Source organism: Thauera sp. DNT-1, from assembly GCF_055393985.1.
Map to the genome: position 1 here is coordinate 1,426,820 of NZ_AP043752.1, position 22,350 is coordinate 1,449,169.

General features: G+C 71.5%; 19 protein-coding genes. 14 read left to right on the forward strand and 5 right to left on the reverse strand.

Going from position 1 to position 22,350, the window contains the following annotated elements; genetic code table 11:
• Nucleotides 1–59 precede the first annotated feature (59 nt).
• From torR to ACZ5PP_RS06625, 5 genes are all read left to right on the forward strand, one after another.
• Nucleotides 60–788 carry a two-component system response regulator TorR gene (torR, locus tag ACZ5PP_RS06605; RefSeq protein ID WP_004303192.1) on the forward strand — a complete coding sequence of 243 codons (729 nt, stop codon included), beginning with the start codon at nucleotides 60–62 and terminating at the stop codon, nucleotides 786–788.
• A 19-nt stretch (nucleotides 789–807) separates the two neighbouring features.
• A complete protein-coding gene (locus tag ACZ5PP_RS06610; RefSeq protein WP_464826904.1) occupies nucleotides 808–7,137 on the forward strand; it encodes an AAA family ATPase in 6,330 nt (2,109 codons plus the stop codon).
• A 168-nt stretch (nucleotides 7,138–7,305) separates the two neighbouring features.
• The gene (locus ACZ5PP_RS06615; RefSeq protein ID WP_043746529.1) at nucleotides 7,306–8,727 is read left to right on the forward strand and encodes an aldehyde dehydrogenase family protein; all 1,422 of its coding nucleotides are present in this window, start codon (nucleotides 7,306–7,308) and stop codon (nucleotides 8,725–8,727) included.
• Nucleotides 8,728–9,702 carry a hypothetical protein gene (locus tag ACZ5PP_RS06620; protein WP_052484473.1) on the forward strand — a complete coding sequence of 325 codons (975 nt, stop codon included), beginning with the start codon at nucleotides 8,728–8,730 and terminating at the stop codon, nucleotides 9,700–9,702.
• A gap of 10 nt (nucleotides 9,703–9,712) precedes the next feature.
• Complete coding sequence (locus ACZ5PP_RS06625) at nucleotides 9,713–10,768, forward strand: U32 family peptidase (protein WP_004303184.1); 1,056 nt, start codon at nucleotides 9,713–9,715, stop codon at nucleotides 10,766–10,768.
• Here the strand turns inward: ACZ5PP_RS06625 and ACZ5PP_RS06630 are convergent.
• On the reverse strand, nucleotides 10,762–11,370 hold the full coding sequence (locus tag ACZ5PP_RS06630; RefSeq protein WP_004303183.1) for a NifU family protein: 609 nt from the start codon (nucleotides 11,368–11,370) through the stop codon (nucleotides 10,762–10,764). The genes ACZ5PP_RS06625 and ACZ5PP_RS06630 overlap by 7 nt on opposite strands.
• Nucleotides 11,371–11,556: 186 nt before the next feature.
• On the opposite strand from ACZ5PP_RS06630, the gene rsxA reads away from it, so the two are divergent.
• Genes rsxA through ACZ5PP_RS06665 form a run of 7 tightly spaced genes read left to right on the forward strand, consistent with a single transcriptional unit; the run spans nucleotide 11,557 to nucleotide 16,944 of the window.
• Entirely contained in the window at nucleotides 11,557–12,138 is a 582-nt protein-coding gene (rsxA, locus tag ACZ5PP_RS06635; RefSeq protein ID WP_004303181.1) for an electron transport complex subunit RsxA, read from the forward strand.
• 32 nt (nucleotides 12,139–12,170) lie between these two features.
• The gene (locus tag ACZ5PP_RS06640; RefSeq protein ID WP_004303179.1) at nucleotides 12,171–12,710 is read left to right on the forward strand and encodes an RnfABCDGE type electron transport complex subunit B; all 540 of its coding nucleotides are present in this window, start codon (nucleotides 12,171–12,173) and stop codon (nucleotides 12,708–12,710) included.
• A gap of 35 nt (nucleotides 12,711–12,745) precedes the next feature.
• Entirely contained in the window at nucleotides 12,746–14,191 is a 1,446-nt protein-coding gene (gene rsxC, locus ACZ5PP_RS06645) for an electron transport complex subunit RsxC (RefSeq protein ID WP_004303177.1), read from the forward strand.
• Complete coding sequence (locus ACZ5PP_RS06650; protein WP_012585773.1) at nucleotides 14,188–15,261, forward strand: RnfABCDGE type electron transport complex subunit D; 1,074 nt, start codon at nucleotides 14,188–14,190, stop codon at nucleotides 15,259–15,261. Before rsxC ends, ACZ5PP_RS06650 begins: the two co-directional genes overlap by 4 nt.
• Nucleotides 15,258–15,914, forward strand: coding sequence for an RnfABCDGE type electron transport complex subunit G (locus tag ACZ5PP_RS06655; RefSeq protein WP_464826905.1), 657 nt, complete (start codon nucleotides 15,258–15,260; stop codon nucleotides 15,912–15,914). The genes ACZ5PP_RS06650 and ACZ5PP_RS06655 overlap by 4 nt, the downstream gene beginning before the upstream one ends.
• Nucleotides 15,911–16,591, forward strand: coding sequence for an electron transport complex subunit E (locus ACZ5PP_RS06660; RefSeq protein WP_004314920.1), 681 nt, complete (start codon nucleotides 15,911–15,913; stop codon nucleotides 16,589–16,591). The genes ACZ5PP_RS06655 and ACZ5PP_RS06660 overlap by 4 nt, the downstream gene beginning before the upstream one ends.
• A 38-nt stretch (nucleotides 16,592–16,629) precedes the next feature.
• The gene (locus tag ACZ5PP_RS06665; protein ID WP_004314921.1) at nucleotides 16,630–16,944 is read left to right on the forward strand and encodes an RnfH family protein; all 315 of its coding nucleotides are present in this window, start codon (nucleotides 16,630–16,632) and stop codon (nucleotides 16,942–16,944) included.
• Between the two features lie 29 nt (nucleotides 16,945–16,973).
• On the opposite strand, the gene ACZ5PP_RS06670 is transcribed toward ACZ5PP_RS06665, so the two are convergent.
• Together ACZ5PP_RS06670 and ACZ5PP_RS06675 are read right to left on the reverse strand one after the other, a co-directional pair.
• Entirely contained in the window at nucleotides 16,974–17,432 is a 459-nt protein-coding gene (locus tag ACZ5PP_RS06670; RefSeq protein ID WP_004314923.1) for a MerR family transcriptional regulator, read from the reverse strand.
• A gap of 212 nt (nucleotides 17,433–17,644) precedes the next feature.
• Nucleotides 17,645–18,286: a TetR/AcrR family transcriptional regulator gene (locus ACZ5PP_RS06675; protein WP_004314925.1), complete on the reverse strand. Its 642-nt coding sequence runs from the start codon at nucleotides 18,284–18,286 to the stop codon at nucleotides 17,645–17,647.
• A gap of 455 nt (nucleotides 18,287–18,741) precedes the next feature.
• On the opposite strand from ACZ5PP_RS06675, the gene paaY reads away from it, so the two are divergent.
• The gene (paaY, locus tag ACZ5PP_RS06680; RefSeq protein ID WP_004314927.1) at nucleotides 18,742–19,350 is read left to right on the forward strand and encodes a phenylacetic acid degradation protein PaaY; all 609 of its coding nucleotides are present in this window, start codon (nucleotides 18,742–18,744) and stop codon (nucleotides 19,348–19,350) included.
• A 27-nt stretch (nucleotides 19,351–19,377) separates the two neighbouring features.
• Here paaY and ACZ5PP_RS06685 read toward each other — a convergent pair whose 3' ends face one another.
• Nucleotides 19,378–20,316 (reverse strand): LysR family transcriptional regulator, encoded by a 939-nt coding sequence (locus ACZ5PP_RS06685; RefSeq protein ID WP_083768703.1) that lies wholly within the window; start codon nucleotides 20,314–20,316, stop codon nucleotides 19,378–19,380.
• Between the two features lie 210 nt (nucleotides 20,317–20,526).
• Between ACZ5PP_RS06685 and ACZ5PP_RS06690 the strand changes: the two genes are divergently transcribed.
• The gene (locus tag ACZ5PP_RS06690) at nucleotides 20,527–21,960 is read left to right on the forward strand and encodes an AMP-binding protein (RefSeq protein ID WP_464826906.1); all 1,434 of its coding nucleotides are present in this window, start codon (nucleotides 20,527–20,529) and stop codon (nucleotides 21,958–21,960) included.
• Nucleotides 21,961–21,993: 33 nt separating this feature from the next.
• On the opposite strand, the gene ACZ5PP_RS06695 is transcribed toward ACZ5PP_RS06690, so the two are convergent.
• Complete coding sequence (locus tag ACZ5PP_RS06695; RefSeq protein ID WP_004314933.1) at nucleotides 21,994–22,317, reverse strand: MTH1187 family thiamine-binding protein; 324 nt, start codon at nucleotides 22,315–22,317, stop codon at nucleotides 21,994–21,996.
• Between the last annotated feature and the right edge of the window lie 33 nt (nucleotides 22,318–22,350).

Sequence of the window (22,350 nt, forward strand, 5' to 3'; positions counted from 1 at the left end):
ATTCGGGGGATCATCCGCGCACGACAAGCGAACGTTCGACCCCAAACGAAGGAGGATCGATGTCGAAGGAGACACCCGCGATGCCGCACATCATGGTGGTCGAGGACGACCCCGTCTCGCGCGCATTGCTCGTCGGCTATTTCGAGAAGGAAGGCTATCGCGTCTCCGCGAGCGACAATGCCGACGACCTGCTGCAGCGCGTCGAGCAGGAGCGCATCGCGCTCGTGCTGCTCGACATCCGCCTGCCCGGCAAGGACGGGCTCACGCTCACCCGCGAGCTGCGCGCCGCCTCGCGCGTCGGCATCATCCTGGTGACCGCGCGCGACGACGAGATCGACCGCATCGTCGGGCTCGAGCTCGGCGCCGACGACTACGTCACCAAGCCCTTCAACCCGCGCGAGCTGCTGGTGCGCGCGCGCAACCTGCTGTGGCGGGTGGCGCAATGCGCCGGCAGCGAGACGCGCGAGGCCGAGCAAGGCTGCTTCCGCTTCGAAGGCTGGACGCTGAACCCGCACAAGCGCCAGCTGGTCTCCCCGGACGGCCGCATCGAGCGCCTTCCCCAGGGCGAGTTCAAGCTGCTGATGGCCTTGCTGAGCCACGCCGGCCAGGTGCTGTCGCGCGACCAGCTGATGGATGCGATCCACGACCGCGAGTGGACGCCCAACGACCGCACGGTCGACGTGCTGGTCGGGCGCGTGCGCCGCAAGCTCGACGACAACCCCGCCGACCCGCGCCTGATCCTGACCGCGCACGGCGCGGGCTACCTCTTCGCCGGCGAGCTCGACTGAACCCGCGCCGGCCGCCGCGATGAACGCGCCCCCGCTGCAATACCGCCTGCTCAAGCGCCTCTACCAGGGGCGCTGCAGCACGGTGAGCCGCGTGCTGCTGCCGGGACGCGACGCGCCGGTGATCGTCAAGCAGCTCGATCGCGGACGCTGCGCGCCCGGGGCGCCCGCACGCCTGCAGCACGAGTTCGAGCTGCTCGGCACGCTCGAGCTGGAAGGCATTCCGCAGGCGCTCGAGCAGCTCGAGTTCGAGCGCGGCCCGGCGCTGGTGTTCGCCGACCGCGAGGCGCATTCGCTGCGCCAGGCGATGCGGCCCGGCAGCCGCGAATGGCACGACTGGCTGGCGCTGATGATCCGGGTGTGCGAGCTGCTCGGCAGGCTGCACGAGGCCCGCGTCATCCACAAGCAGATCAATCCGGACCACATCCTGGTGACCCCGTCCGGCGCGCCCCTGCTGGTCGATTTCGGCATGGCGACGCGCTTCCTGCGCGAGCAGGCGGACTGGAACACGCCGCAGCTGGCGGGACATCGCCTGCCCTACCTCGCCCCCGAGCAGAGCGGGCGGATCAACCGCGAGATCGACTACCGCACCGACTACTACAGCTTCGGCGCCACCCTGTACGAGCTGCTCACCGGCCAGCCGCCCTTCGCGGGTCGCGAAGGGCTCGAACTGGTGCATTGCCACATCGCCCGCAAGCCGCGCCCGCCGCACCACATCAACCGCCTGCTCCCCGAGGCGGTCTCCGCCGTGGTCCTGAAGCTGCTCGCCAAGGACGCCTCCGAGCGCTACCAGTCGGCGCACGGCATCGTGCACGACCTGCGCGAGTGCCTGCAGCGGCGGGAACAGCCGGCGGCGCACGACTTCGTGCTCGCCAGCCGCGACGTCTCCGCGCGCTTCCAGGTGCCCAGGCGGCTCTACGGCCGCACGGCCCAGCTCGCCGAACTCGAGGGTCGGGTCGAGGCGTGCGCCGCCGGGGGGCGCGCGATCGTGCTGATCAGCGGCTACACCGGGGTCGGCAAGTCCAGCCTGGTGCACGAGTTGCGCCGTGCCGTCCTCGAGCGCCACGGCCACTTCGCCAGCGGCAAGTTCGACCAGTACCGCCGCAACCCACCCCACTCCGCGCTGCTGCAGGCGCTGCGCGAGCTCGTCCGTCAGCATCTCACCGAGCCGGGCGAACGCCTCGCGGCCCTCGGCAGCCGTCTGCGCGAGCAGCTCGGCGGCTACCTCGGCACGCTGGTGCGCCTGCTGCCCGAACTCGGCCTCGTCGTGCCCGACGCCGGCACGTCGCCGGCCGGCCAGCACCGCTTCGACGAGCAGGGCCGCCTGCATCTGTTCTCGCGCCTGATCGACGCGCTCACCGAGCCCGGACAGGCGCTCACGCTTTTCCTCGACGACCTGCAATGGGCCGACCCGGCCTCGCTCGGACTCATCGAGTCGCTCGCGACCCACGCCGGGCTGCCGCGCCTGCTGCTCGTCGGCAGCTACCGGCACAACGAGATCGGGCCGGGCCATGCGCTCGCCGGGTTCATCGAGCACCTGCGCAGGAGCGCGCTGCCGCCGGTGGAACTGCGCCTGCAGCCGCTCGACCTCGCGCAGGTCCGCCAGCTGCTCGCCGACACCTTGCGCTGCAGCCCGATCGAATGCGCGCGCCTGGCCGAAGCCTGCCACGAGAAGACGCAGGGCAATCCGTTCTTCCTCAACCAGCTCCTCGACGCGGTGCACGAGGAAGGCCTGATCCGCTTCCACGGCCAACGCTGGGAATGGGACGAAGCGGCGATCCGCGCGCGCGCGCTCAGCACCGACGTGGTCGAGCTCATGGTCGAGCGCCTGCGCCGCCTGCCCGAACGCACGCGCGCGGTGCTGCCGCTGGCGGCCTGCATCGGCGGCACCTTCGACCTCAAGACCCTGTCCATCGTCGCCGAGGGGCGCGCGCGCCAGCTCGCGCACGACCTCGTGCCGGCGCTCGGCGAGGGCCTCGTGGTGCCGCTCGACGACGGCGACCGCCCCGAGCGCGACCGTCTCGGGCGCGCGCGCTATCGCTTCGCGCACGACCGCGTGCAGCAGACGGCCTACTCGCTGCTCGCGGACGACGCGCGCGAGCAGCTCCATCTGCGCGTCGGCCGCCTGCTGCGCCAGAACCTCGACACGGGCGCGCTCGACCGCCGGGTCTTCGAGATCGCCGGCCACCTCAACCTCGCGCGCAGCGCCATCGACGACCCCGACGAACGCATCGCGCTCGCCACCCTCAACCTGTGCGCCGGGCTGCGCGCGCGCGAATCCGCCGCCTTCGAGTCGGCCCTCGACTATCTCGACAGCGGCCTCCACGCGCTGCCCGCGGACGCCTGGCGCACGCAGCACCGGCTGTGCCTCGACCTGCACCTCGCCGCCGCGGATGCGGCCAACAGCCGCGGCGACGGCGAGCGCATGCAGGCCCTGCTCGATGCCGCCCAGGAGCACGCGCACGCTCCGCTCGACCGCGTACGCTGCGAGCAGATCCGCATCCAGGCGCACGTCGCGCACAACCGCTTCGGCGCCGGGCTGGAGATCGCGCGCGACACCCTCGCGCGTCTGGGCGTACATCTTCCCGCGGCGCCCGGCCGCCTGCGCATCGCGGCAGAACTGCTGCGCACCCGCCTGCTGATCCGCCACACCGCGCCGGAGGAACTGCTGCACATGCCCGCAGCGACCGAGCCACGCGTGCTCGCCGCGCAGGCGCTGCTCGGAGGCATGTTCGGCATCGTCAAGTTCTCCAGCTCCGCCCTGCGCCCGCTGGTGATGGCGCGCCAGGTCGAGCTCGCGCTGCGCCACGGCCACACCGACGCCAGCGCCCAGGCCCTCGCCGGCTTCGGCGGCGTGCTCTGCGGCGTGCTCGGCGCGATCGACGAGGGCTACCGCGCCGGCACGCTGGCACTCGCACTGGAGGCGGCGCGCCCTTCGCGCCAGGGGCGCCAGCGCACCTTGTCGCTGTTCAACTGCTACGTGCGCCACTACCGCGAACCGCTGCAGTGCGCCCTCGACGGCCTGCGCGAGGCACACGCCGAGGCGCTCGCCTGCGGCGATCTCGAGTACGCCGCGTACAGCCTCGCCGCCGCGATCCAGTACGCGGTGCCGCTCGCCGACGATCTCGAGGCCCTCGCCCGGCGCATGCGGGGGCAGTTGGTGCAGCTCGAACAGACCGGGCAGCAGCAGTCCCTGCAATACAGCTACATGGCGCTTCAGGCGGTCACCCGGCTGTGCGAGCCGTCGGCCTCGCCCACCGCGCTCGACGGCGAGCATTACCGCGAGGCGGCGATGCTCGAGGCGCATCGGCGCGGGAACCACCTCACCGCGGTCTGCCTGCACCACTTCTACAAGGCCTTGCTCGCGCTGGTGCATGCGGACTATCCCGCCGCACTCGCCGAATGCACCCTGGGCGAAGCCCACCTGCCCTACGTCGGCGGCACCTATACCGCGACCTGGTTCCGCAGCCTGCATGCGCTCGCGCTGCTGCGCACCCTGCCGCCACCGGGCAAGGCGCGCCGGCGCGCGCTGCACACGCTGCGACGCCTGGTGCGCCACGTGCGCATGCAGGCGAGGCATGCGCCCGCCAACCACGCCCACCGCGTGGCGCTGATCGAGGCCGAACGCCTGCGCGTGCGCGCCCGCCCCGGGGCAGCGGCGGCCTACGATCGCGCCATCGCGCTCGCGGAGCAGGGCGGCTTCTGGCTCGACGCCGCGCTCGCCTGCGAGTTCGCCGCGCGCTTCCACCTCGATGCCGGCGAACGCGCGGTGGCGCGCAGCTGCTTCGACGACGCCTGCCGACGCTACCAGCGCCTCGGCGCCCACTCCCCCGTCGTCCATCTGCACGAGCAGCTCGAGGAATACGGCCTGTGGCCCCGACCGCCGGGGCTCGCGGGCGCGGGCGAAATGCAGGGCGGCCTCGACGAGACCAACCATTCCTTCGACCTCTCCTCGGTCATCGAGGCCTCGCAAGCGATTTCGGACGAGATCGTGCTCGAGCGCCTGATCGAGCGCCTGCTGCAGCTCGCGCTGACGAGCGCGGGCGCCCAGCGCGGCGCGCTCGCCTTGAGCCGCGACCGGCATCTGCGCGTCGAGGCGATCGCCGGGCTGGAAGAGGGCTCGACGCTGATGTGCAGCCTCGCCCTCGAAGCCGCGACGAGCCGCGTGCCGGTCAGCGTGCTCAACTACGTCGCCCGCACCGGCGAGGCGCTGGTGCTGGGCGACGCCCCGCGCCAGCAGATGTTCGCGCACGACCCCTACATCCGCAGCCAGGCGCCGCGCTCCTTGCTGTGCATGCCCATCCTCTACCACGGCGAGCTCACCGCCCTGCTCTACCTCGAGCACCGCCTCGGCCGCGACATCTTCGACCAGCAACGCCTGAAGACGCTGCGCATCCTCGCCGCGCAGGCGGCAATCTCGATCGAGAACGCCAAGCTCTACCTCGGCCTGCAGCAATCCGAGCAGGCCTACCGCTCGCTGTACGAGAACGCGATCGAGGGCATCTTCCGGGTCGATCCCGACGGGCGCTTCCTGTCCGCCAACCCCGCGCTGGTCCGCCTCCTCGGCCACGACAGCGCGGCGGGGTTCCTCACCGGCATCACCGACGTCAGCACGCAGTGCTTCGCCCGCGCCGAGGACCAGCGCCGCTTCCTCGGCCGCCTCAACATGGAGGAGAAGGTGGTCGGCTTCGAGACGCGCTGGCGCCGGCGCGACGGCAGCGAGGTCGAGGTCTCCATCTCGGCCCGCCGCGTGCTCGACGACGGCGGGCGGCTGCGCTGCTACGAGGGCTCGCTCACCGACATCGGCGAACGCAAGGCCAAGGAGCGCGCCGAACTCGCACGCGAGCGCGCCGAGGCCGCCAGCCGCGCCAAGAGCGACTTCCTCGCCGCGATGAGCCACGAGATCCGCACGCCGATGAACGGCATCCTCGGCATGGCGCAGCTGCTCGCGCGCTCCGGGCTGGCGCCGGGCCAGGCCGAATGGGTGGACGCGATCCGGGCCTCGGGCAGCACGCTGCTCGGGATCCTGGACGACGTGCTCGACTTCAGCAAGATCGAGGCCGGGCAGCTCACGCTCGAGTCCGCGCCCTTCTCGCCGGCCGAGGCGCTCGCCGCCCTGCGTCCGATGCTGGCGACGATGAGCGCACAGAAAGGGCTAGTGCTGCGCCTGGAGATCGATCCGGCGCTCCCCGGAGGGGTGCTCGGCGACCGTCGCGCACTGCACCAGATCGTGCTCAACCTGGCCGGCAACGCGGTGAAGTTCACCGCGCGCGGCTTCGTCGCGGTGCGCGCGCGGTGCCTGCCGGCGCGCGCGGGGCGCTGCCGCCTGGGCCTGGAGGTCGAGGACAGCGGCATCGGCATCGCCGAGGAGGCGCAGCGCCGCATCTTCACCGAATTCACCCAGGCCGACGGTTCGATCACCCGCCGCTTCGGCGGCACCGGCCTGGGGCTGGCGATCTGTCGGCGCCTCGTCGACCTGCAGGGTGGAAGCCTGGGCGTGCGCAGCCGCCCGGGAGAGGGCAGCACCTTCTCCTGCGAACTGGAATACCCCCTCGCAACCCCGGCGCCACGGGCATCGCCGCGTCCGCACGCTGCCATCGGCGAGGCGCGCCTGCACGTGCTGGTGGTCGAGGACGTGGAACTGAACCGCTGCATCGCCGGCACGCTGCTCGAGGACGAGGGCCACACCGTGCGCTTCGCGGCCGACGGCTACGGCGCGCTCGAGCTGCACGAGCGCGAGGATTTCGACACGATCCTGCTCGACATCCACCTTCCCGACCTCGACGGCATGGAGGTCGCACGCCGCATCCGCCGCCACCCCGACGCGCGCAAGGCGCGCGCGCGCATCGTCGCGCTCACCGCTTCGATCACCACCGACGAGGTGGCGCGTTACCGCGCGGCCGGCGTGGACGCGGTCGTCGGCAAGCCCTTCGACTTCGACGAGCTGATCCGCAGCCTGCGCGAGCCCCCCATACCGCCCGCCGCGGCACCGGGGAGCGCCCTGATGGACACGCGCCTGCTCGCCACCCATTTCGCCCGCCTCGGCGACGAGCGCGTGCGGCCGATGATGGACATGCTCGCCACCCAGGGCCGCGCCGGGCTCGCCGAGTTCGCCGCGAGCGCCGACCCCGCGACCCAACGCGAGCGCCTGCACCGGCTCGTCGGCATGGCCGCGAACCTGGGCCTCGCCGCCTTCGCCACGCGTTGCCGGGAGCTCGAGGCGACGCCCCTCCCGGCCGACCTGCGCGCACAGGCCGGCGCGCTGCGGACGCTGTTCGAGGACAGCATCGCGGCGCTGCACGCGTTCGACCCCCGGGACGCGCAAGCTGCGCTCGAAGCCGCGGCGCGCTGAGGCCGCCCGCCTCGCGCCGCGCACGCTACAACTGCGCACAATTCCGCACAAATCGTGAAAAGCTGGTTTACAGCGCCGGGCTAGTCTTCCCATCGACGCAGGCAGGGCCGCGGCAGCCGACCCGCGAGCCCGTCACCACGCCTTCCAACTCCTGCCAGGATCCGATCCATGAACAAGACGCCCTCCCTCGTCATCGGCGGCCGCAAGGTCGCCGGCGACCGCGGCACCCTGCCGGTCATCGACCCCGCGCTCGGCGAGGCCTTCGCCGAGTGCCCGAACGCCTCCCCCGCGCAGCTCGACGAGGCGGTGGCGGCGGCCGCGCGCGCGTTCGAGCAGTGGCAGCACAGCTCCTGCGCGGAACGCCGCGCCCTGCTCGAAGCGATCGCCGCGCGCATCGAACAGAACGCGCCCGAGCTCGCCGAGATCATCGTCCGCGAGCAGGGCAAGCCGCTCGCGCTCGCGCACATTGAGGTCGGCGGCGCGGTCGCATGGACGCGCGCCACCGCCGCGCTCGAGCTGCCGGTCGAGGTGATCGAGGACCGCCCGGGCAAGCGCATCGAGCTGCACCGCAGGCCGCTCGGCGTGGTGGGATCGATCACGCCGTGGAACTGGCCGCTGATGATCGCGGTGTGGCACATCATGCCCGCGCTGCGCGCCGGCAACGCGGTGGTGATCAAGCCCTCGGAGCTGACCCCGCTCAACACCCTGCGCCTGGTCGAGCTGATCGACGAGGTGGCGCCGCCCGGGCTGGTGAATGCGGTGGCCGGCGGCGCAGCGCTCGGGCGCGGGATCTCGGGCCACCCCGGCATCCACAAGATCGTGTTCACCGGCTCGACGCGCACCGGCCAGGACATCATGCGCAACGCCGCCGACACGCTGAAGCGGCTCACCCTGGAACTGGGCGGCAATGACGCCGGCATCGTGCTGCCGGGCACCGACATCGGCGCGATCGCCGAGGGGGTGTTCGGCAGCGCCTTCCTCAACATGGGACAGACCTGCGCCGCGCTCAAGCGCCTCTATGTGCACGAGTCCCAGTACGAGGACATGTGCCGGCACCTGGTCGCCATCGCCGCGCGGCAGAAGCTCGGCAGCGGCCTGGACGAGGGCACGAGCTTCGGGCCGATCCAGAACCGCGACCAGTTCGAGCGCGTATGCGAGCTCGTCGAGGATGCACGCGCCGCCGGCGCCCGCATCCTGTGCGGCGGCGAGCCGCTGCCCGGCAAGGGCTACTTCTACCCGCCGACCATCGTCGCCGACATCGCCGACGGCACCCGGCTGGTCGACGAGGAGCAGTTCGGCCCGGTGCTGCCGGTGATCCGCTACCGCGACGTGGACGAGGCGCTGCGGCTCGCCAACGCCAGCACCAACGGTCTCGGCGGCTCGGTGTGGTCGGGCGACCTGGAGGCCGCGCGCGCGCTGGCGAACCGCCTCGAGTGCGGCACGGTGTGGATCAACGGCCATGCCGAGGTATTGCCGCACTGCCCCTTTGGCGGCTGCAAGATGTCGGGCTTCGGCGTCGAGTTCGGCCTCGAGGGGCTGCTCGAATACACCCGCCCGCAGCTCTTCAACATCAACCTCCCCGCCGCCTGAATGTCCGCACCGCTCGGCTTCCTGCGCCGCCCGTCCGCGCCGGCAAGCGCGAGCGTTGCTGCGAGCACGGCGTCGCCTCCGTCCCTGGCTGCGCTGCCGGCGACCGGGGTGGCGATCGCGGTGGCGATGGTGCGACCGCGCGCACTGGAGCGCCTGGGTGCGGACACGCCCGCACGCGCGGCATTCTGGTCCGCCACCCTGTACGACGAGGCGCTCGCGGCCTGGCTGGCACCGCTGCGCCCGACGCGGCTGCGCGTCGGCAGCGAATTCTGCGAGCGCCTGCTGCCCGAGCCCGCGCAGCTCGCGCGCACGCTCGCCGAGGCGTCCGTGGCCGGGCTGGAGGTCTGCCTGCTCACGCCGGTGGCCTCGCCCGAGGTCCTGCGCGCCCTCGATGCGCTCTTCGCCCTGCTGCCGCCGGGCGCGGAGGTGGTGGTCAACGACTGGGGGGTGGCGCTGCGCCTGCGCGAGCGCCATCCGCTGCTGCAGGCCGTCGCCGGCCGCATCCTGTGCCGCATGCTCAAGGACCCGCGCCTCGGCAACCCGCAGTACGCACCGCCCGCCGCGCACGGCTTCGCCTCGCCCTGGACCCGGCGCCTGCTCGCCCGCCTGGGGATCGCACGCGTCGAGATCGACCTGCCGCTCTTCGCGTCCGCCGACAGCTTCGCGGGCGTGCCGCTGCCGCTCGGGGTGCACCTGCCCTTCGCCTTCGTCGCCAAGGGACGCATGTGCCGCACCGCAGGTCTCGCGCGCGAGGGCCCGGAGCGGTTCGCGGCGCGGCCCTTCTGCCGCCACGAATGCCTCGGACTCGCCGCCCGCACCGAGCGCACACGCGACGGTACACACGACGCCTGGGAGACCCTGCACGTGGGCAACACCGTGTTCTGCCGCCACTCCGCCGCCAACCTCGCCACGCTCGCCAGCGCGGTCGCGGCGGGCCGGGTGGCGCGCCTGATCGTGCCCGGCGAGACCTTGTGAGGAAACGCGCATGAAGATCGTCGCCCCCATCCGGCAACTCGACGAGATCGCCGCGCTGGCGCGCGCCGGGGCGGACGAACTCTATTGCGGGGTGACGCCGCGCGAGTGGGCCGAGCGCTTCGGTGGCGCCAGCGCCAACCGCCGTCCCGGAGGCAACCTCCCCTCGCTGGCCGCGCTCGCCGAGGCGGTGGCGCTCGCCCACCGCAATGGCGTACAGCTCTCCCTGGTGCTCAACGCACAGCAGTATTCGGTCGAACAGATCGAGTTCGCGCTCGCGATCGCGCACCGCTACGTCGACATGGGGGGCGATGCGGTGATCGCGAGCGACCCCGGCCTGCTCCTGGCGCTGGCCGAAGCCGAGCCGGAGCTGCGCATCCACGTCAGCTCGGTGGCCACCTGCCGCAATGCCGACGGCGCCCGCCTCTACCGCGAGCTCGGCGCGCGCCGGCTGATCCTGCCGCGCGACATCACCCTCGACGAGGCCGCGGAGATCGCCGCCGCAGTGCCCGACCTGGAGATCGAGGCCTTCGTGCTCAACGACGGCTGCGTCTACGAGGAAGGCAGCTGCAACACCCTGCACCTCCCGGGCGCGCTCGGCGGGCCGATCTGCCTGGACCGCTACGCCTACGCGCACCGCCACCGCGACGGCCGGCCGCTCTCGGCCGCGCTCGCGGCCCGCCTGCAGGAGAACGACGAGGCCTATCGGCGCTGGCTGTGGTACCGCTTCTCCTGCGGCTTCACCACCACCGCCGACGGCCTGCCCTTCGGCCCCTGCGGCCTGTGCGCGATCCCGGCGTTCGGGCGCGGCGGCATCCACGCGCTCAAGATCGCCGGCCGCGAGGGTCCGCCCGAGCGCAAGCTCGCCAGCGTGCGCATGGTCCGGCGGATCCTCGACGCCCACGACAACGGCGAAGCCCCCGCGGCGGTGATGGCCCGTGCGCGCAACCTGCGGCCTGCGCACGAACACTGCGCGACCGGCTTCATGTGCTACTACCCGGAGGTCGTCTCCCGCGCATCCGAAGCGGCGCAGCCGCTGTGCGACGGTCGCGCAGCAGGTGCTCAGTAGATCGGCTCCACGAGCAGGCGGTCGTCCACATAGTTCTGCAGCAGGTTGTTGATCGCGAACAGCGTCCCGGTCGAGGACGACGGACAACCTCCGCAGGCGCCCTTGTAGCGCACCGTCAGGGTGAATTCCTTGAGCTTGACCACGTCGAGGCCGCCGCCGTCCTGGTCGAGGAAGGGCCGGATGTGCTCGTCGAGGATCTGGTTGATGCGCATCAGCAGTTCGGCATCGTCGGCCTCGACCTCCACCGGCTCCTCGGCCACGGCCTCGCCTGCGCCGATCGCGGCGCCCGCCGCCCCACCCGGTCCTGCCGGGTTGGCGATGCCGATGACGCGGCGCGCCTTGTGCCCCTCGATCAGCTCCGTGACCGCGGGCTCGATCGCCGACCAGGGCGTGCCCGGGTCGCGGGTGATGGTGATGAAGCCACCGGTGCAATAGATGTCGACGACGCCGGGCACCGCCAGCAGGCTCTCGCCCAGGGTGTCGCCGACGACCGCGACACCAGCGCTGAAATGACGCGGCGCGCCCGTATACAGCGGCGCATCGAGCATGAACTTGTTCGCCAGCGGGTTGGGCGTGGACATGACGGCGGTGACATTGGGCATGGCGGACTCCTCCGGCTTGGTAGGGCTGTGCTGCGACTGGGGGAAGCGATCCGTGAGCACCGGGACAAGGCGGAGTGCGGGACGGATTGCGACACTGCGGAACGAATTCTACTTGTCGTTAACGTCAACGTCAATTAAGATGAACTTGCATGCCACTCGAACCGCTTGCAGGAACCTGATCCCGACATGAAGGAATATCTGCTGCTACTGCTCGGCACGGCCCTGGTGAACAACGTGATCCTGGTCCGCTTCCTCGGCCTGTGCCCCTTCCTCGGGGTCTCGGGAAAGCTCGAGACCGCGCTCGGCATGGGGCTCGCCACCACCTTCGTGCTCACCCTCACCTCGGGCGCGGCGTGGGTGGTCGAGCACGCCCTGCTGCAGCCGCTCGACATGCTGCACCTGCGCATCCTGACCTACATCCTGGTGATCGCCGCGGTGGTGCAGTTCACCGAGATGGCGATCCAGAAGGCCAGTCCGGTGCTGCACCACACCCTGGGCATCTACCTGCCGCTGATCACCACCAACTGCGCGGTGCTCGGCACGGCGCTGCTCAACACCCAGCAGGGCAACGGCCTGGTCGCAAGCATGCTCTATGGCGCCGGCTCGGCGCTCGGCTTCACGCTGGTGATCCTCCTCTTCGCCGGCCTGCGCGAGCGCATCGCGCTCGCGAACGTGCCCGCCGCCTTCGCCGGCGCGCCGATCGCGCTGATCACCGCCGGCCTGCTGTCGCTGGCCTTCATGGGTTTCGCCGGCCTGCCGGTGCGCTGAAACCTCCCCACGAACGCGCAAGGAGCACGACGATGACGATGATTCTCTCGGTAGTGGCGGTCGCCGCCCTGGGCCTCGCCCTGGGCTGGCTGCTCGGTCTCGCCTCGCAGTGGCTGGGAGCGACCACCGACCCGGTGGTGGAGCGCATCGCCGAGGCCCTCCCCGGTTCGCAGTGCGGCCAGTGCGGCTTCGCCGGCTGCGCACAGGCGGCCGCCGCGGTGGCCGCGGGCGACGCGCCGGTCACGCTGTGCCCCCCGGGCGGGCGTGCGGTCGCCGAGAAGCTGGCGCAGATCCTCGGCGCCACCTTCGACCCGGGCAACCTGCCCGACCGCGGCCCGCTGCTGGCGCGCGTGCGCACCGACGCCTGCATCGGCTGCTCGCGCTGCATCAAGTCCTGCCCGACCGACGCCATCCTGGGTGCGACCAAGCAGCTCCACGTGGTCCTCGAAGAGGCCTGCATCGGCTGTGGCGCCTGCGCCGAGGTCTGCCCCACCGGCGGCATCGATCTCGAGGGCATCCCGGTCACCCTGCGCAACTGGCGCTGGCACAAGCCGGGCGTGGGACACGCCTGAACGCCCGCCGCAAGCACACCGGAACCCCACGCACCATGAAGATCTTCCGCTTCCGCGGCGGCATCCATCCCGAAGGGAACAAGGACCCCACCGCCTGCCATCCGATCGCCCGCCTGCCGCTGCCGCAGCGCCTGTACATCCCGCTGCAGCAGCACATCGGCGAACCGGCCGCACCCGAGGTCGAGGTCGGCGACCACGTCCTCAAGGGCCAGCGCCTCGCCCGCCACCAGGGTTCGGTTTCGGCGCCGGTGCATGCGCCCACGTCGGGCAGGGTGATCGCGATCGGCGACCACATGGCGCCGCACCCCTCCGGCCTGCCGGTGCAGACGATCACGCTCGAGCCCGATGGCGAGGAGCGCTGGATCGAGACCGAGCCGGCGGTCGACCCCTTCGCGCTCACCCGTGCCGAGGTCTCCGCGCGCGTGCGCGACGCGGGCATCGTGGGCCTGGGCGGCGCGGCCTTCCCGGCCGCGGTCAAGCTGGACGCCGGCAACCGCCACCCGATCGACACGCTGATCCTCAACGGCGGCGAGTGCGAGCCCTATCTGACCTGCGACGACCGCCTGATGCGCGAGGGCGCCGGCTACGTGGTCGAGGGTGTGCGCCTGATCGCCAACGGCCTGGGCGCGAAACGCACCGTGATCGCGATCGAGGACAACAAGCCCGAGGCGCTCGAGGCGATGCGCGCGGCCGCCGCGGCCCATCCCGGCATCCACGTGCTGCGCGTGCCCTCGCGCTACCCGATGGGCTCCGAGAAGCAGCTCGTCACCACCGTGACGGGGCGCGAGATCCCCGCCGGCAAGCTCTCCGCCGAGATCGGCGTCAGCGTGCACAACGTCGGCACCGCGCTCGCGGTGTGCCGCGCGGTGCGCTTCGGCAAGCCGCTGGTGTCGCGCGTGGTCACCGTGGGCGGCGGCGCGATCCGCAACCCGCGCAACGTGGTGGTGCCGATCGGCACGCCGGCCGGGGACCTCATCGACTTCTGCGGCGGCTTCACCGAGCCCCCCACCCGCGTGCTGATGGGCGGGCCGATGATGGGCCAGGTCCTGCCCGGTCTGGAGGCGCCGGTGGTCAAGGGCACCAGCGGCATCATCGCGCTCACCGCCGCCGAGGCGCATGCGGCGAGCGAACGTGCCTGCCTGCATTGCGGGCGCTGCGTGGATGTCTGCCCGGTCGGCCTGGTGCCGCTCGAGCTCGCCGCGCGCGTGCGTGCCGGGCGTATCGACGACGCCGCCGAGCTCGGCATGGGCGACTGCCTGTCCTGCGGCTGCTGTGCCTACGTGTGCCCGGCCCACCTGCCGCTGGCCCACCTGTTCAACTATGCCAAGGGCGAGATCGCCGCCCGCCGCGAAGCCCAGCGCAAGGCCGAGGAGACACGCAAGCTGGCCGAGGCGCGCCGGCTGCGGCTGGCCGCCGAAGCCGCCGCCAAGGCCGCGCGCCGGCCCGCCCGTCCGGCCGAGACGGTGGAGACCGAATCATGACGAGCTGGACCCCGAACCGCTCCCCGGTGGCGGCGCCCCACGTGCATGGGCGCAGCAATATTCCGCAGGTCATGCGCACGGTCCTGCTCGCCCTGCTGCCGGCGACCGCGACCGGCGTGTTCCTGTTCGGCTGGCCGGCGCTCGCCACCGTGCTGCTGGCGATAGCCGGCTGCGTGGCGGCCGAGGCGGCGGCCCTGGCGATCGGCAAGCGCCCGCTGCGCCACACGCTCGCCGACGGTTCGGCCGTGGTGACCGGGCTGATCCTCGCGCTCTGCCTGCCGCCGTGGGCACCGTGGTGGCTGCCCCTGCTGGGCGGCGCGTTCGCGATCGTGGTCGGCAAGCAGGTGTTCGGCGGCCTCGGCCAGAACGTGCTCAACCCGGCGATGCTGGCGCGGGTCGCGCTGCTGGTGTCCTTCCCGCTCGAGATGACCGCCTGGGTGGCGCCGCAGCCGCTGTTCTCGCCCACGGCGCCCGGCCTGCTGGACGGCCTCGCGATCACCTTCGGCGGTGGCGCGGTGCCGGACGCCATGAGCGCGGCGACCGCGCTCGCCCCGCTCAAGCACGGCGGCGACTTCGCCGCCGGCGAGGCGCTGCTCGCGCTCGCGCTCGGCACGGTGCCGGGCAGCCTGGGCGAGACCTCCGCGCTCGCGCTGCTCGCTGGCGGCGCCCTGCTGGTGGCGCGCCGCATCGTGCCCTGGCAGATCCCCGCGGCCTTGCTCGGCACGCTCGCGCTGCTCGCGGCATTGTTCAACCAGATCGACCCCGCGCACTACCCGCCGCCGCTGCTCCACCTGCTCGGCGGCAGCGCGGTCATGTGCGCGTTCTTCATCGCCACCGATCCGGTGGGCGCCCCGGTCACCCCGCTCGGGCGGGCGATCTTCGGCGCGGGCATCGGCGCGCTGATCTACGTGATCCGTACCTGGGGCGGCTATCCCGAGGGGGTCGCCTTCGCGGTCCTGCTGATGAACGCGGCGACGCCGCTGATCGATCGCCTGGTGCGTCCGCGCCGCTACGGCCGCCTGCGCACGGGCAACCCGATCCCCCTGGCCCCGAAGGAGGATGGCCGATGAGCTCGATCGCTGCCGGCGGCCTGCGCCAGCGCCCGGGGCTGCTGCTCGGGGCATTCGCCCTCGGCTGCAGTGCCATGCTGGGCATGGGCGACCTCGCCACCCACGAGGAGATCCGCTTGCGCCAGGCCGAAGACCTGCGCAACGCCCTCGACCAGACCCTCTCCGCCGTGCCCCACGACAACAATCCGGCCGCGGACACGGTCGCGGTCGAGGACGAGGGCCGCGCGGTCACGGTGTATCGCGCGCGCCTGGCGGGCGAGGTGCGCGGTGTGGCCTTCAACTGGGTGAGCGAAGCCGGCTACGGCGGACCGATCACGCTCACCGTCGGCATCGGCCGCGACGGGCGCATCGCCAGCGTGCGCGTGCTCTCGCACAGCGAGACGCCGGGCCTGGGCGACAAGATCGACGTGCGCAAGTCGGACTGGATCCGCGGCTTCGACGGCCGCGGCCTGGACACCGGCACACGCTGGGCGGTGCGCAAGGACGGCGGCGAATTCGACCAGTTCGCCGGCGCCACCATCACCCCGCGCGCGGTGGTGGGGGCCGTCCATGCCAGCCTGAAATTCTTCGCCGGAAACCGCGCGCGCCTGCTCGCCGTGCCGGCCGGCCCCGGTGGCGACGCCGCGGCAACTCGATCGGAGATCCCGTCATGAGCGAAGTGCGCAGGGTCGTCCGCGACGGCCTGTGGGACAACAACGTGGTGTTCGCGCAGATGCTGGGCATGTGCCCGACCCTGGCCACTACCGGCAGCGCCACCAACGGGCTCGGCATGGGCCTGGCCACCACCGTGGTGCTGGTGAGCTCCGGTGTGCTCGTCTCGCTGTTCCGCAACGTCATCGCGCGCGAGGTGCGGATCGCGATCTACGTGCTCCTGATGTCCACCGTGGTCACCCTGGTCGACATGGCGATGAACGCCTGGCTGCACGAGCTGCACAAGGTGCTCGGCCTGTTCATCCCGCTGATCGTGGTCAACTGCGCGATCATGGGGCGCGCCGAAGCCTTCGCCTCCAAGCGCGCGCCCGGGATGGCAGCGCTCGACGGCCTCATGATGGGGATCGGCTTCACCCTCGCGCTGATGGTGCTGGGCGGGGTGCGCGAGGCGATCGGCCAGGGCACCTTGTTCGCCGATGCCTCGATGCTGCTCGGCCAGCACTTCGCCTTTCTCGAACTGCGCCTCGAGGGCTACCGCGGCGTGCTGCTGATGATCCTGCCCCCGGGTGGCTTCCTCGCCCTCGGCTTTCTGGTCGCGGCACGCCAGCGCATGCTCGCCCGCGCCCGCGCGCGCAGCCTCGGCGCCAGCGCAGGTGCCGGGATCACCGCAGGCACCTGATCGAAGCGCAATCGCACACTGCACTGCAGGAGGGAAGGATGAAGATCAGCGTCAGCTACGCGCACCCCGAGAAACCGGCGTGGATGCGCCTCGATGTGGACGAAGGCTGCACGCTGCGTGCGGCGATCGAGCGCTCGGGCATCCTCGCGCGTTACGAGGACATCGACCTGGAGCGCAACAAGGTGGGGATCTTCGGCAAGATCAAGCCGCTCGAGACCGTGCTCGCCGAAGGCGACCGGGTGGAGATCTACCAGCCGATCGTGATCGACCCCAAGACCGCGCCGCGCCGCAAGCGCACGGGCGCGGACGGCGGCGACGGGACCGAGGGGGCCGAGCGGCCTGAAGGGGACTGATCGGGCGGCCCGGATGCGGGCGCGCGCAGTTAGGCGCTCGGGCTCGTCGCCGCCTTCGGATGCGGTGCCCGTGCGGCGATCGAGCGCAGCGCCTCCTTCTCGGCCGCGCCGATCTCGTCGAGGATGGCGCGGATGTCTTCCATCTGGCGTTCGAGCATCGCCCTGCGCGCACCGAGCAGTTCCATGAAGTGCGACATCTGTGCCTGCTCGCCGGGCGCGTTGTCGTAGAGGTCGAAGAGTTCGCGCGTCTCCTGCAGCGAGAAACCCAGCCGCTTGCCGCGCAGGATCAGGCTCAGGCGCACGCGGTCGCGGCGGCTGTAGATGCGCCGGCTGCCGCGACGGGCCGGGCTGATCAGGCCCTGGTCCTCGTAATAGCGGATCGCGCGCGTGGTGATGTCGAACTCCTTGGCGAGATCGGATATCGTATACGTCGTTGCATTCGCCGATTCGCGCACCCGGCCAGCCCTTCCGGCGATCTCTTGATTCATTTCATTCTCCGTTCTGCGATGTCCGCCCATGCCCCATTCTCACGCCGCTCGCACGACGGGGCTCGCACCGGGCTCGCATGCAATCGATCCGACCTGGATGATTGCACAGAAGTTCCGCTGACGTAAACGTCAACGAACATCCGCGCAAGGACCTGCGCAGCCGTGTGATCCGGGCGCCACCGGGAAGTCGTTGTCCGCGGCGACCCGGGCCTTCAAGGCAGGGCGATCTCGACCGCCGCGGCGGACGGATGGCCCGCCTGCGCGGCGAAGCCCGCGACGCCCTGCAGGAAGATCCGCGCCACCACCCGGGCCATGTCCTCGTAGGACAGCGGACCATCCGGGCGCAGCCAGGTGAAGGTCCAGTTCATCATCCCGAACAGCGCCATCGTGACCGCCTTGTCGAGCGCCACGACGCGCAGGCCGGGCTCGACCGCCTCGATCGCGAGCGCGAAGGCGTGCACCACCCGGCGTTCCTGTTCGTGGATGCGCGCGCGCTGCTCGGGGCTGAGGAACTTGACGTCCTGGATCAGCACGACGTGCTGCCGCCGCCCGCCCTCATATGCCTGCATGAAGCGCAGGATCAGGCGCTCGAGACGCTCGCGCGGCGACTCTGCCGCGGCCTCGACATCCGCCACGATCGCCAGCAGATCCTCGACGTGGCCCGCGGCGATGTCGTAGAGGATGTGTTCCTTGTCGCGGTAGTAGTGATAGAGCAGCGCCTTGGAAACCCCGCACGCGCGCGCGATCTCCGCCATCGAGGCGTTATGGAAGCCTTCGGCCGCGAAGAGGCCCGCGGCGGCGTCGAGGATCGTCGCGCGCTGCAACTGGAAGGTCGGCGCCCTGCCTCTGGCCATCGGGGTCTCGCTCCTGTGCTGCGGCCGCTCCGTGGTGCGCAGGCGCACGCACACCGACCGGGTTGTCCGGGGCACACCGAGGGGGCACGCCGCACGCCCTCGGCGCCTGTCGTCGCCGATCGAGAGGATCGTCCGCATCGCCTCGCCCCTGCATCCTTGCGGGTCGCGGGCTGGTGCTTGCGCTCGATCGCCGTTAACAGGATTGTGCCCGGCAACAGATCCGACCAACCAGTCGATCAATAACAATGTTGCGCTACATCAAGACACGAGTGGTTTTCTTGCACCCCGGCTTGCGTGCCGCGCCCTTCCCATGCACTCACGCGCGCCCTGCACCGCAGCCGGGACCGGGGCCCGTCCTCGATCCGCAGGCCGCGCATCGACGCGAGGGGCGACGCGCCCCGCGCACCGGCATGCTACTGTCGGCCGCACGAGTCCCATCCCATCGGAGCCCAGCCATGCCCTGCTACGAAATCGACGGCGTCCGCCCGGTCGTCCATCCCACCGCCTACGTGCATCCCGACGCCGTGCTGATCGGCGACGTGTTCGTCGGCGCCGGCTGCTACGTCGCCCCGCTCGCCTCGCTGCGCGGCGACTTCGGCCGCATCGTGCTCGAGGAGGGCAGCAATGTGCAGGACGCTTGCGTGCTGCACAGCTTTCCCGGCATCGACACCGTGGTCGAGGTCAACGGCCATGTCGGCCATGCCGCGGTGCTGCACGCCTGTCGGATCGGGCGCAACGCGCTGGTCGGCATGAACGCGGTGGTGATGGACCATGCGGAGGTGGGCGAAGGCAGCATCATCGCCGCCGCCGCCTTCGTGAAGGCGGAAATGAAGATCCCGCCCGGCGTGCTGGTGGCGGGTGTGCCGGCCAAGGTGCTGCGCGAGCTCACCGAGCAGGAGCGCAAGTGGAAGGTGATCGGCACCGACTGCTACCAGAACCTCGCCCGCCGCAGCCTCGCCAGCCTGAAGCCCTGCGAACCGCTGCGCGAGGGCGACCGCGAGCGCGCGCGCTTCGAGATGCCCGACGTCATGCCGCTGAGCGACGCGCGCCGGCGTGCCGGCTGAACGCTCGACGCGGCTGCGCCGGACCGCTCACGCGAAGGGATAGGGCCACTCGTCCTGTCCGTCGGAGAACAGCCCCGCGACCAGCGTGCGCAGCCAGCGGTTGCGCGGGTCGTGGTGGAAGCCCCGGTGCCAGTGCTGGTACAGCTCGATATGCGGGATCGCCAGCGGCGGCTCGGCCATGCGCACCTTCTCGCCCACGCGCGTGAAGTAATGACCGATCGCATGCGGCAGCGTCACCACCAGGTCCGAGCGCCCGATGATGCCGGGCAGGCTCATGAAGTGCGGGGTGCGCAGCACGATGCGGCGCTGGATGCGCAGACGCTCGAGGTATTTCTCGAAGATCTCCTGGCTGCGCCCCTTGGCACGGACCGCGGCGTGCTCGAGCGAGAGGAAGCGCTCGAGCGACAGCTGACGGTCCTGCACCGGATGATCGGCACGCAACAGGCACACGAAGCGGTGGTCGAGCAGCTTCTCGCGGTAGAAGCCGGCGGCGTCGAGGTCGGGGTAATAGCCGATCGCCAGATCGACCTCTCCATCCTCCATCGCGCGCATCAGCTCTCCCGGCGCGAGCGTCACCGAATCGAGCATGGCCAGCGGCGCGAGGCGGCGCACGCTGTCGAGGATGCGCGGCAGGAAGACCAGCTCGCCCACGTCCGAGAGGGCGACGGTGAGGTTGCCCTCGTATTTCGCCGGGTCGAAGCGGTCGGCGACGAAGAAATCGGTTTCCAGCCGCGCCAGCATCGCCCGCGCGCTGCTCGCCAGCGCATGCGTGCGCGCGGTGGGCGTGACACCCGACGCTGTCTTGATGAACAGCGGCTCGCCGAGCGCGCGGCGCAGGCGGCCGAGCGCACTGCTCACGGTCGGCTGGCTCAGGCCGAGGTGCTCCGCGGCACGACTCACGCTGCCGGCCTCATAGACCGCGAGCAGGACACGCAGCAGGTTCAGGTCGAAGTCGCGCAGACTCATGCTGGCCCGAGTGTTATCGATAGGGTCAATAAAGGTAATCCGTTCATTGGTATTGTGCAGCATCGCCCGGGGGAATTTAATGGTCCGGACAAACAGATGACGTCCCCGCCCGCGAGGGGAGTCCTGCCGAGGAGACACACCGATCATGTCCACCCATCCCATTTCGGGCCACGCGCCCGCGCTGCGAACCACCGTCTGCGGAGCGACATCATGAACGCCGCCGAATGGCTGCTCGCCGGCGATCCCGCGCGGATCGCGCTGATCGAGGGCGATGTCCGCATCGACTACGCCGGCCTGCGTGCCGATTCCATCCGCAGCGCCGCGGCCCTGCTCGACGCCGGGCTGCGCCCCGGCGACGCCTGCGTGCTCGCGCTGCCCGACGGCATCGAATGGGCCGCCGCCTTCATCGGCATGCTGTGGGCGGGGGTGCGGCCGATCGCGATCAACCCGCGCACCGCCACCACGCAACTCGCCGACCTGATGCTGGACTCGGGCGCCGCCGCGGCGCTGCTCGAGGACGAAGCCGCGCGTGCGCTCGGCGACAAGCGCGCGATCGACCTCGGCGAATGGCGCCGCCGGGTGGAGCGCGCCACCGCGACGCCCGCAGCCGCGCAGGCAGCCGACGACGATCCGGCGTTCCTGCTGTACTCCTCCGGCACCACCGGCCGTCCCAAGGGCATCCTCCATGCCCACCGCGCGATCCGTGATGCCCACGTGTTCGCCCGCGACCTTCTCGGTGCGCGCCCGGAGCACCGCTTCTATTCCAGCTCCAAGCTGTTCTTCGCCTACCCGCTCGCCAACGCCTTCTTCGCCGGCCTGCGCCTGGGCGCCACCGTCGTGCTCGACCCCGAATGGCCCGACCCGGCGCGCGTCGCGGCGATGGTCGAGCGCCACGAGCCGCACATCTTCTTCAGCGTGCCCACCCTCTACCGCCGCCTGATCGATGCCGGCGTGCGTTTCCGCGGCGTGCACGCCGCGGTCTCCGCCGGTGAGGCCTGTCCGCCCGCGCTTGCGCGCGACTGGCAGGCGATGACCGGAGTGCCGCTGGTCAATGGCTACGGCACCACCGAGACGCTGTCGCTGGTGCTCTACCGCACGCCGGAGATGGACGCCGCGTACCCCACTCCGCTCACCGAGATCCACCCGGAGCAGCTCACCAGCGGCGAGCTCGAGACCTGGCGGCTGTGGTTCTCCCACCCCGCAGTCGCGCTCGGTTATACGCGCGTGGTCACCCACGACAGCGCGCGCTTCGCCGACGGCCGCTTCGCCCCCGGCGACGTGTTCCGCCGTGCCCCCGACGGGGAAGGCTGGCTGTTCGCCGGCCGCAGCGACCAGCTCGTCAAGGTGTTCGGCCGCTGGGTGGACGTGGTCGCGGTCGAGCAGGCCGTGCAGGAACGCATGCGCGGCAAGGCCGAGGAGGTGTGCGTGATCCCGGCGCAGGGCGAGGACGCGGACATGATACGCCTGCACCTCTTCGCCATTCCCGGAGACCTGCCGCCACCGCAGGTGCTGGCCGCCGCGCAGGCCGCGATCGAGAGCCTGCCGCCCTACCAGCGCCCCGAGAAGATCCACCTCGTGGACCACTTCCCGCGCACCGACACCGGCAAGCTGCGCCGCAACGAGCTCGCGCGCAGCACCGGCTGAAGCGCGTCCTTGCCGAGCGCGGCCCCGGACCTGTCAGGCACCGGGGCCGCTCGCCGCCCGGTCGAGCGCCCGCTCGACGCTGTCGATCTTGTCCTGCATCGTCTGCTCGCGGTCGGTGCGCGTGCCCAGGCGGATCGAGGTGGTGATGCGCGGCGCGCCCATCGCATGGACGACCTCGTGGCAGCGCTTGACCGCGGCCATCACCTCGTCCCACTCGCCCTCGATATTGGTACCGTAGGCATGGAGCTGCGATACGAGGCCCGCCTCGCGGATCACCCGCTCGCAAGCCGCCACATAGGATGAAACCGACAGCCCCACGCCGAGCGGAACCACGCACAGATCGAGAATGACTTTCACGGACGCCTCCACCAGCGCTCTTCGAAACGCCCG

Coding starts and splice junctions, on each gene's coding strand:
- rsxC (WP_004303177.1), top strand. CDS start 12,746: ATGAAGATCTTCCGCTTCCGCGGCGGCATCCATCCCGAAGGGAACAAG.
- ACZ5PP_RS06610 (WP_464826904.1), top strand. CDS start 808: ATGAACGCGCCCCCGCTGCAATACCGCCTGCTCAAGCGCCTCTACCAG.
- paaY (WP_004314927.1), top strand. CDS start 18,742: ATGCCCTGCTACGAAATCGACGGCGTCCGCCCGGTCGTCCATCCCACC.
- ACZ5PP_RS06670 (WP_004314923.1), bottom strand. CDS start 17,432: ATGAATCAAGAGATCGCCGGAAGGGCTGGCCGGGTGCGCGAATCGGCG.
- ACZ5PP_RS06620 (WP_052484473.1), top strand. CDS start 8,728: ATGTCCGCACCGCTCGGCTTCCTGCGCCGCCCGTCCGCGCCGGCAAGC.
- rsxA (WP_004303181.1), top strand. CDS start 11,557: ATGAAGGAATATCTGCTGCTACTGCTCGGCACGGCCCTGGTGAACAAC.
- ACZ5PP_RS06650 (WP_012585773.1), top strand. CDS start 14,188: ATGACGAGCTGGACCCCGAACCGCTCCCCGGTGGCGGCGCCCCACGTG.
- ACZ5PP_RS06665 (WP_004314921.1), top strand. CDS start 16,630: ATGAAGATCAGCGTCAGCTACGCGCACCCCGAGAAACCGGCGTGGATG.
- ACZ5PP_RS06685 (WP_083768703.1), bottom strand. CDS start 20,316: ATGAGTCTGCGCGACTTCGACCTGAACCTGCTGCGTGTCCTGCTCGCG.
- torR (WP_004303192.1), top strand. CDS start 60: ATGTCGAAGGAGACACCCGCGATGCCGCACATCATGGTGGTCGAGGAC.
- ACZ5PP_RS06615 (WP_043746529.1), top strand. CDS start 7,306: ATGAACAAGACGCCCTCCCTCGTCATCGGCGGCCGCAAGGTCGCCGGC.
- ACZ5PP_RS06690 (WP_464826906.1), top strand. CDS start 20,527: ATGAACGCCGCCGAATGGCTGCTCGCCGGCGATCCCGCGCGGATCGCG.
- ACZ5PP_RS06630 (WP_004303183.1), bottom strand. CDS start 11,370: ATGCCCAATGTCACCGCCGTCATGTCCACGCCCAACCCGCTGGCGAAC.
- ACZ5PP_RS06655 (WP_464826905.1), top strand. CDS start 15,258: ATGAGCTCGATCGCTGCCGGCGGCCTGCGCCAGCGCCCGGGGCTGCTG.
- ACZ5PP_RS06640 (WP_004303179.1), top strand. CDS start 12,171: ATGACGATGATTCTCTCGGTAGTGGCGGTCGCCGCCCTGGGCCTCGCC.
- ACZ5PP_RS06675 (WP_004314925.1), bottom strand. CDS start 18,286: ATGGCCAGAGGCAGGGCGCCGACCTTCCAGTTGCAGCGCGCGACGATC.
- ACZ5PP_RS06660 (WP_004314920.1), top strand. CDS start 15,911: ATGAGCGAAGTGCGCAGGGTCGTCCGCGACGGCCTGTGGGACAACAAC.
- ACZ5PP_RS06625 (WP_004303184.1), top strand. CDS start 9,713: ATGAAGATCGTCGCCCCCATCCGGCAACTCGACGAGATCGCCGCGCTG.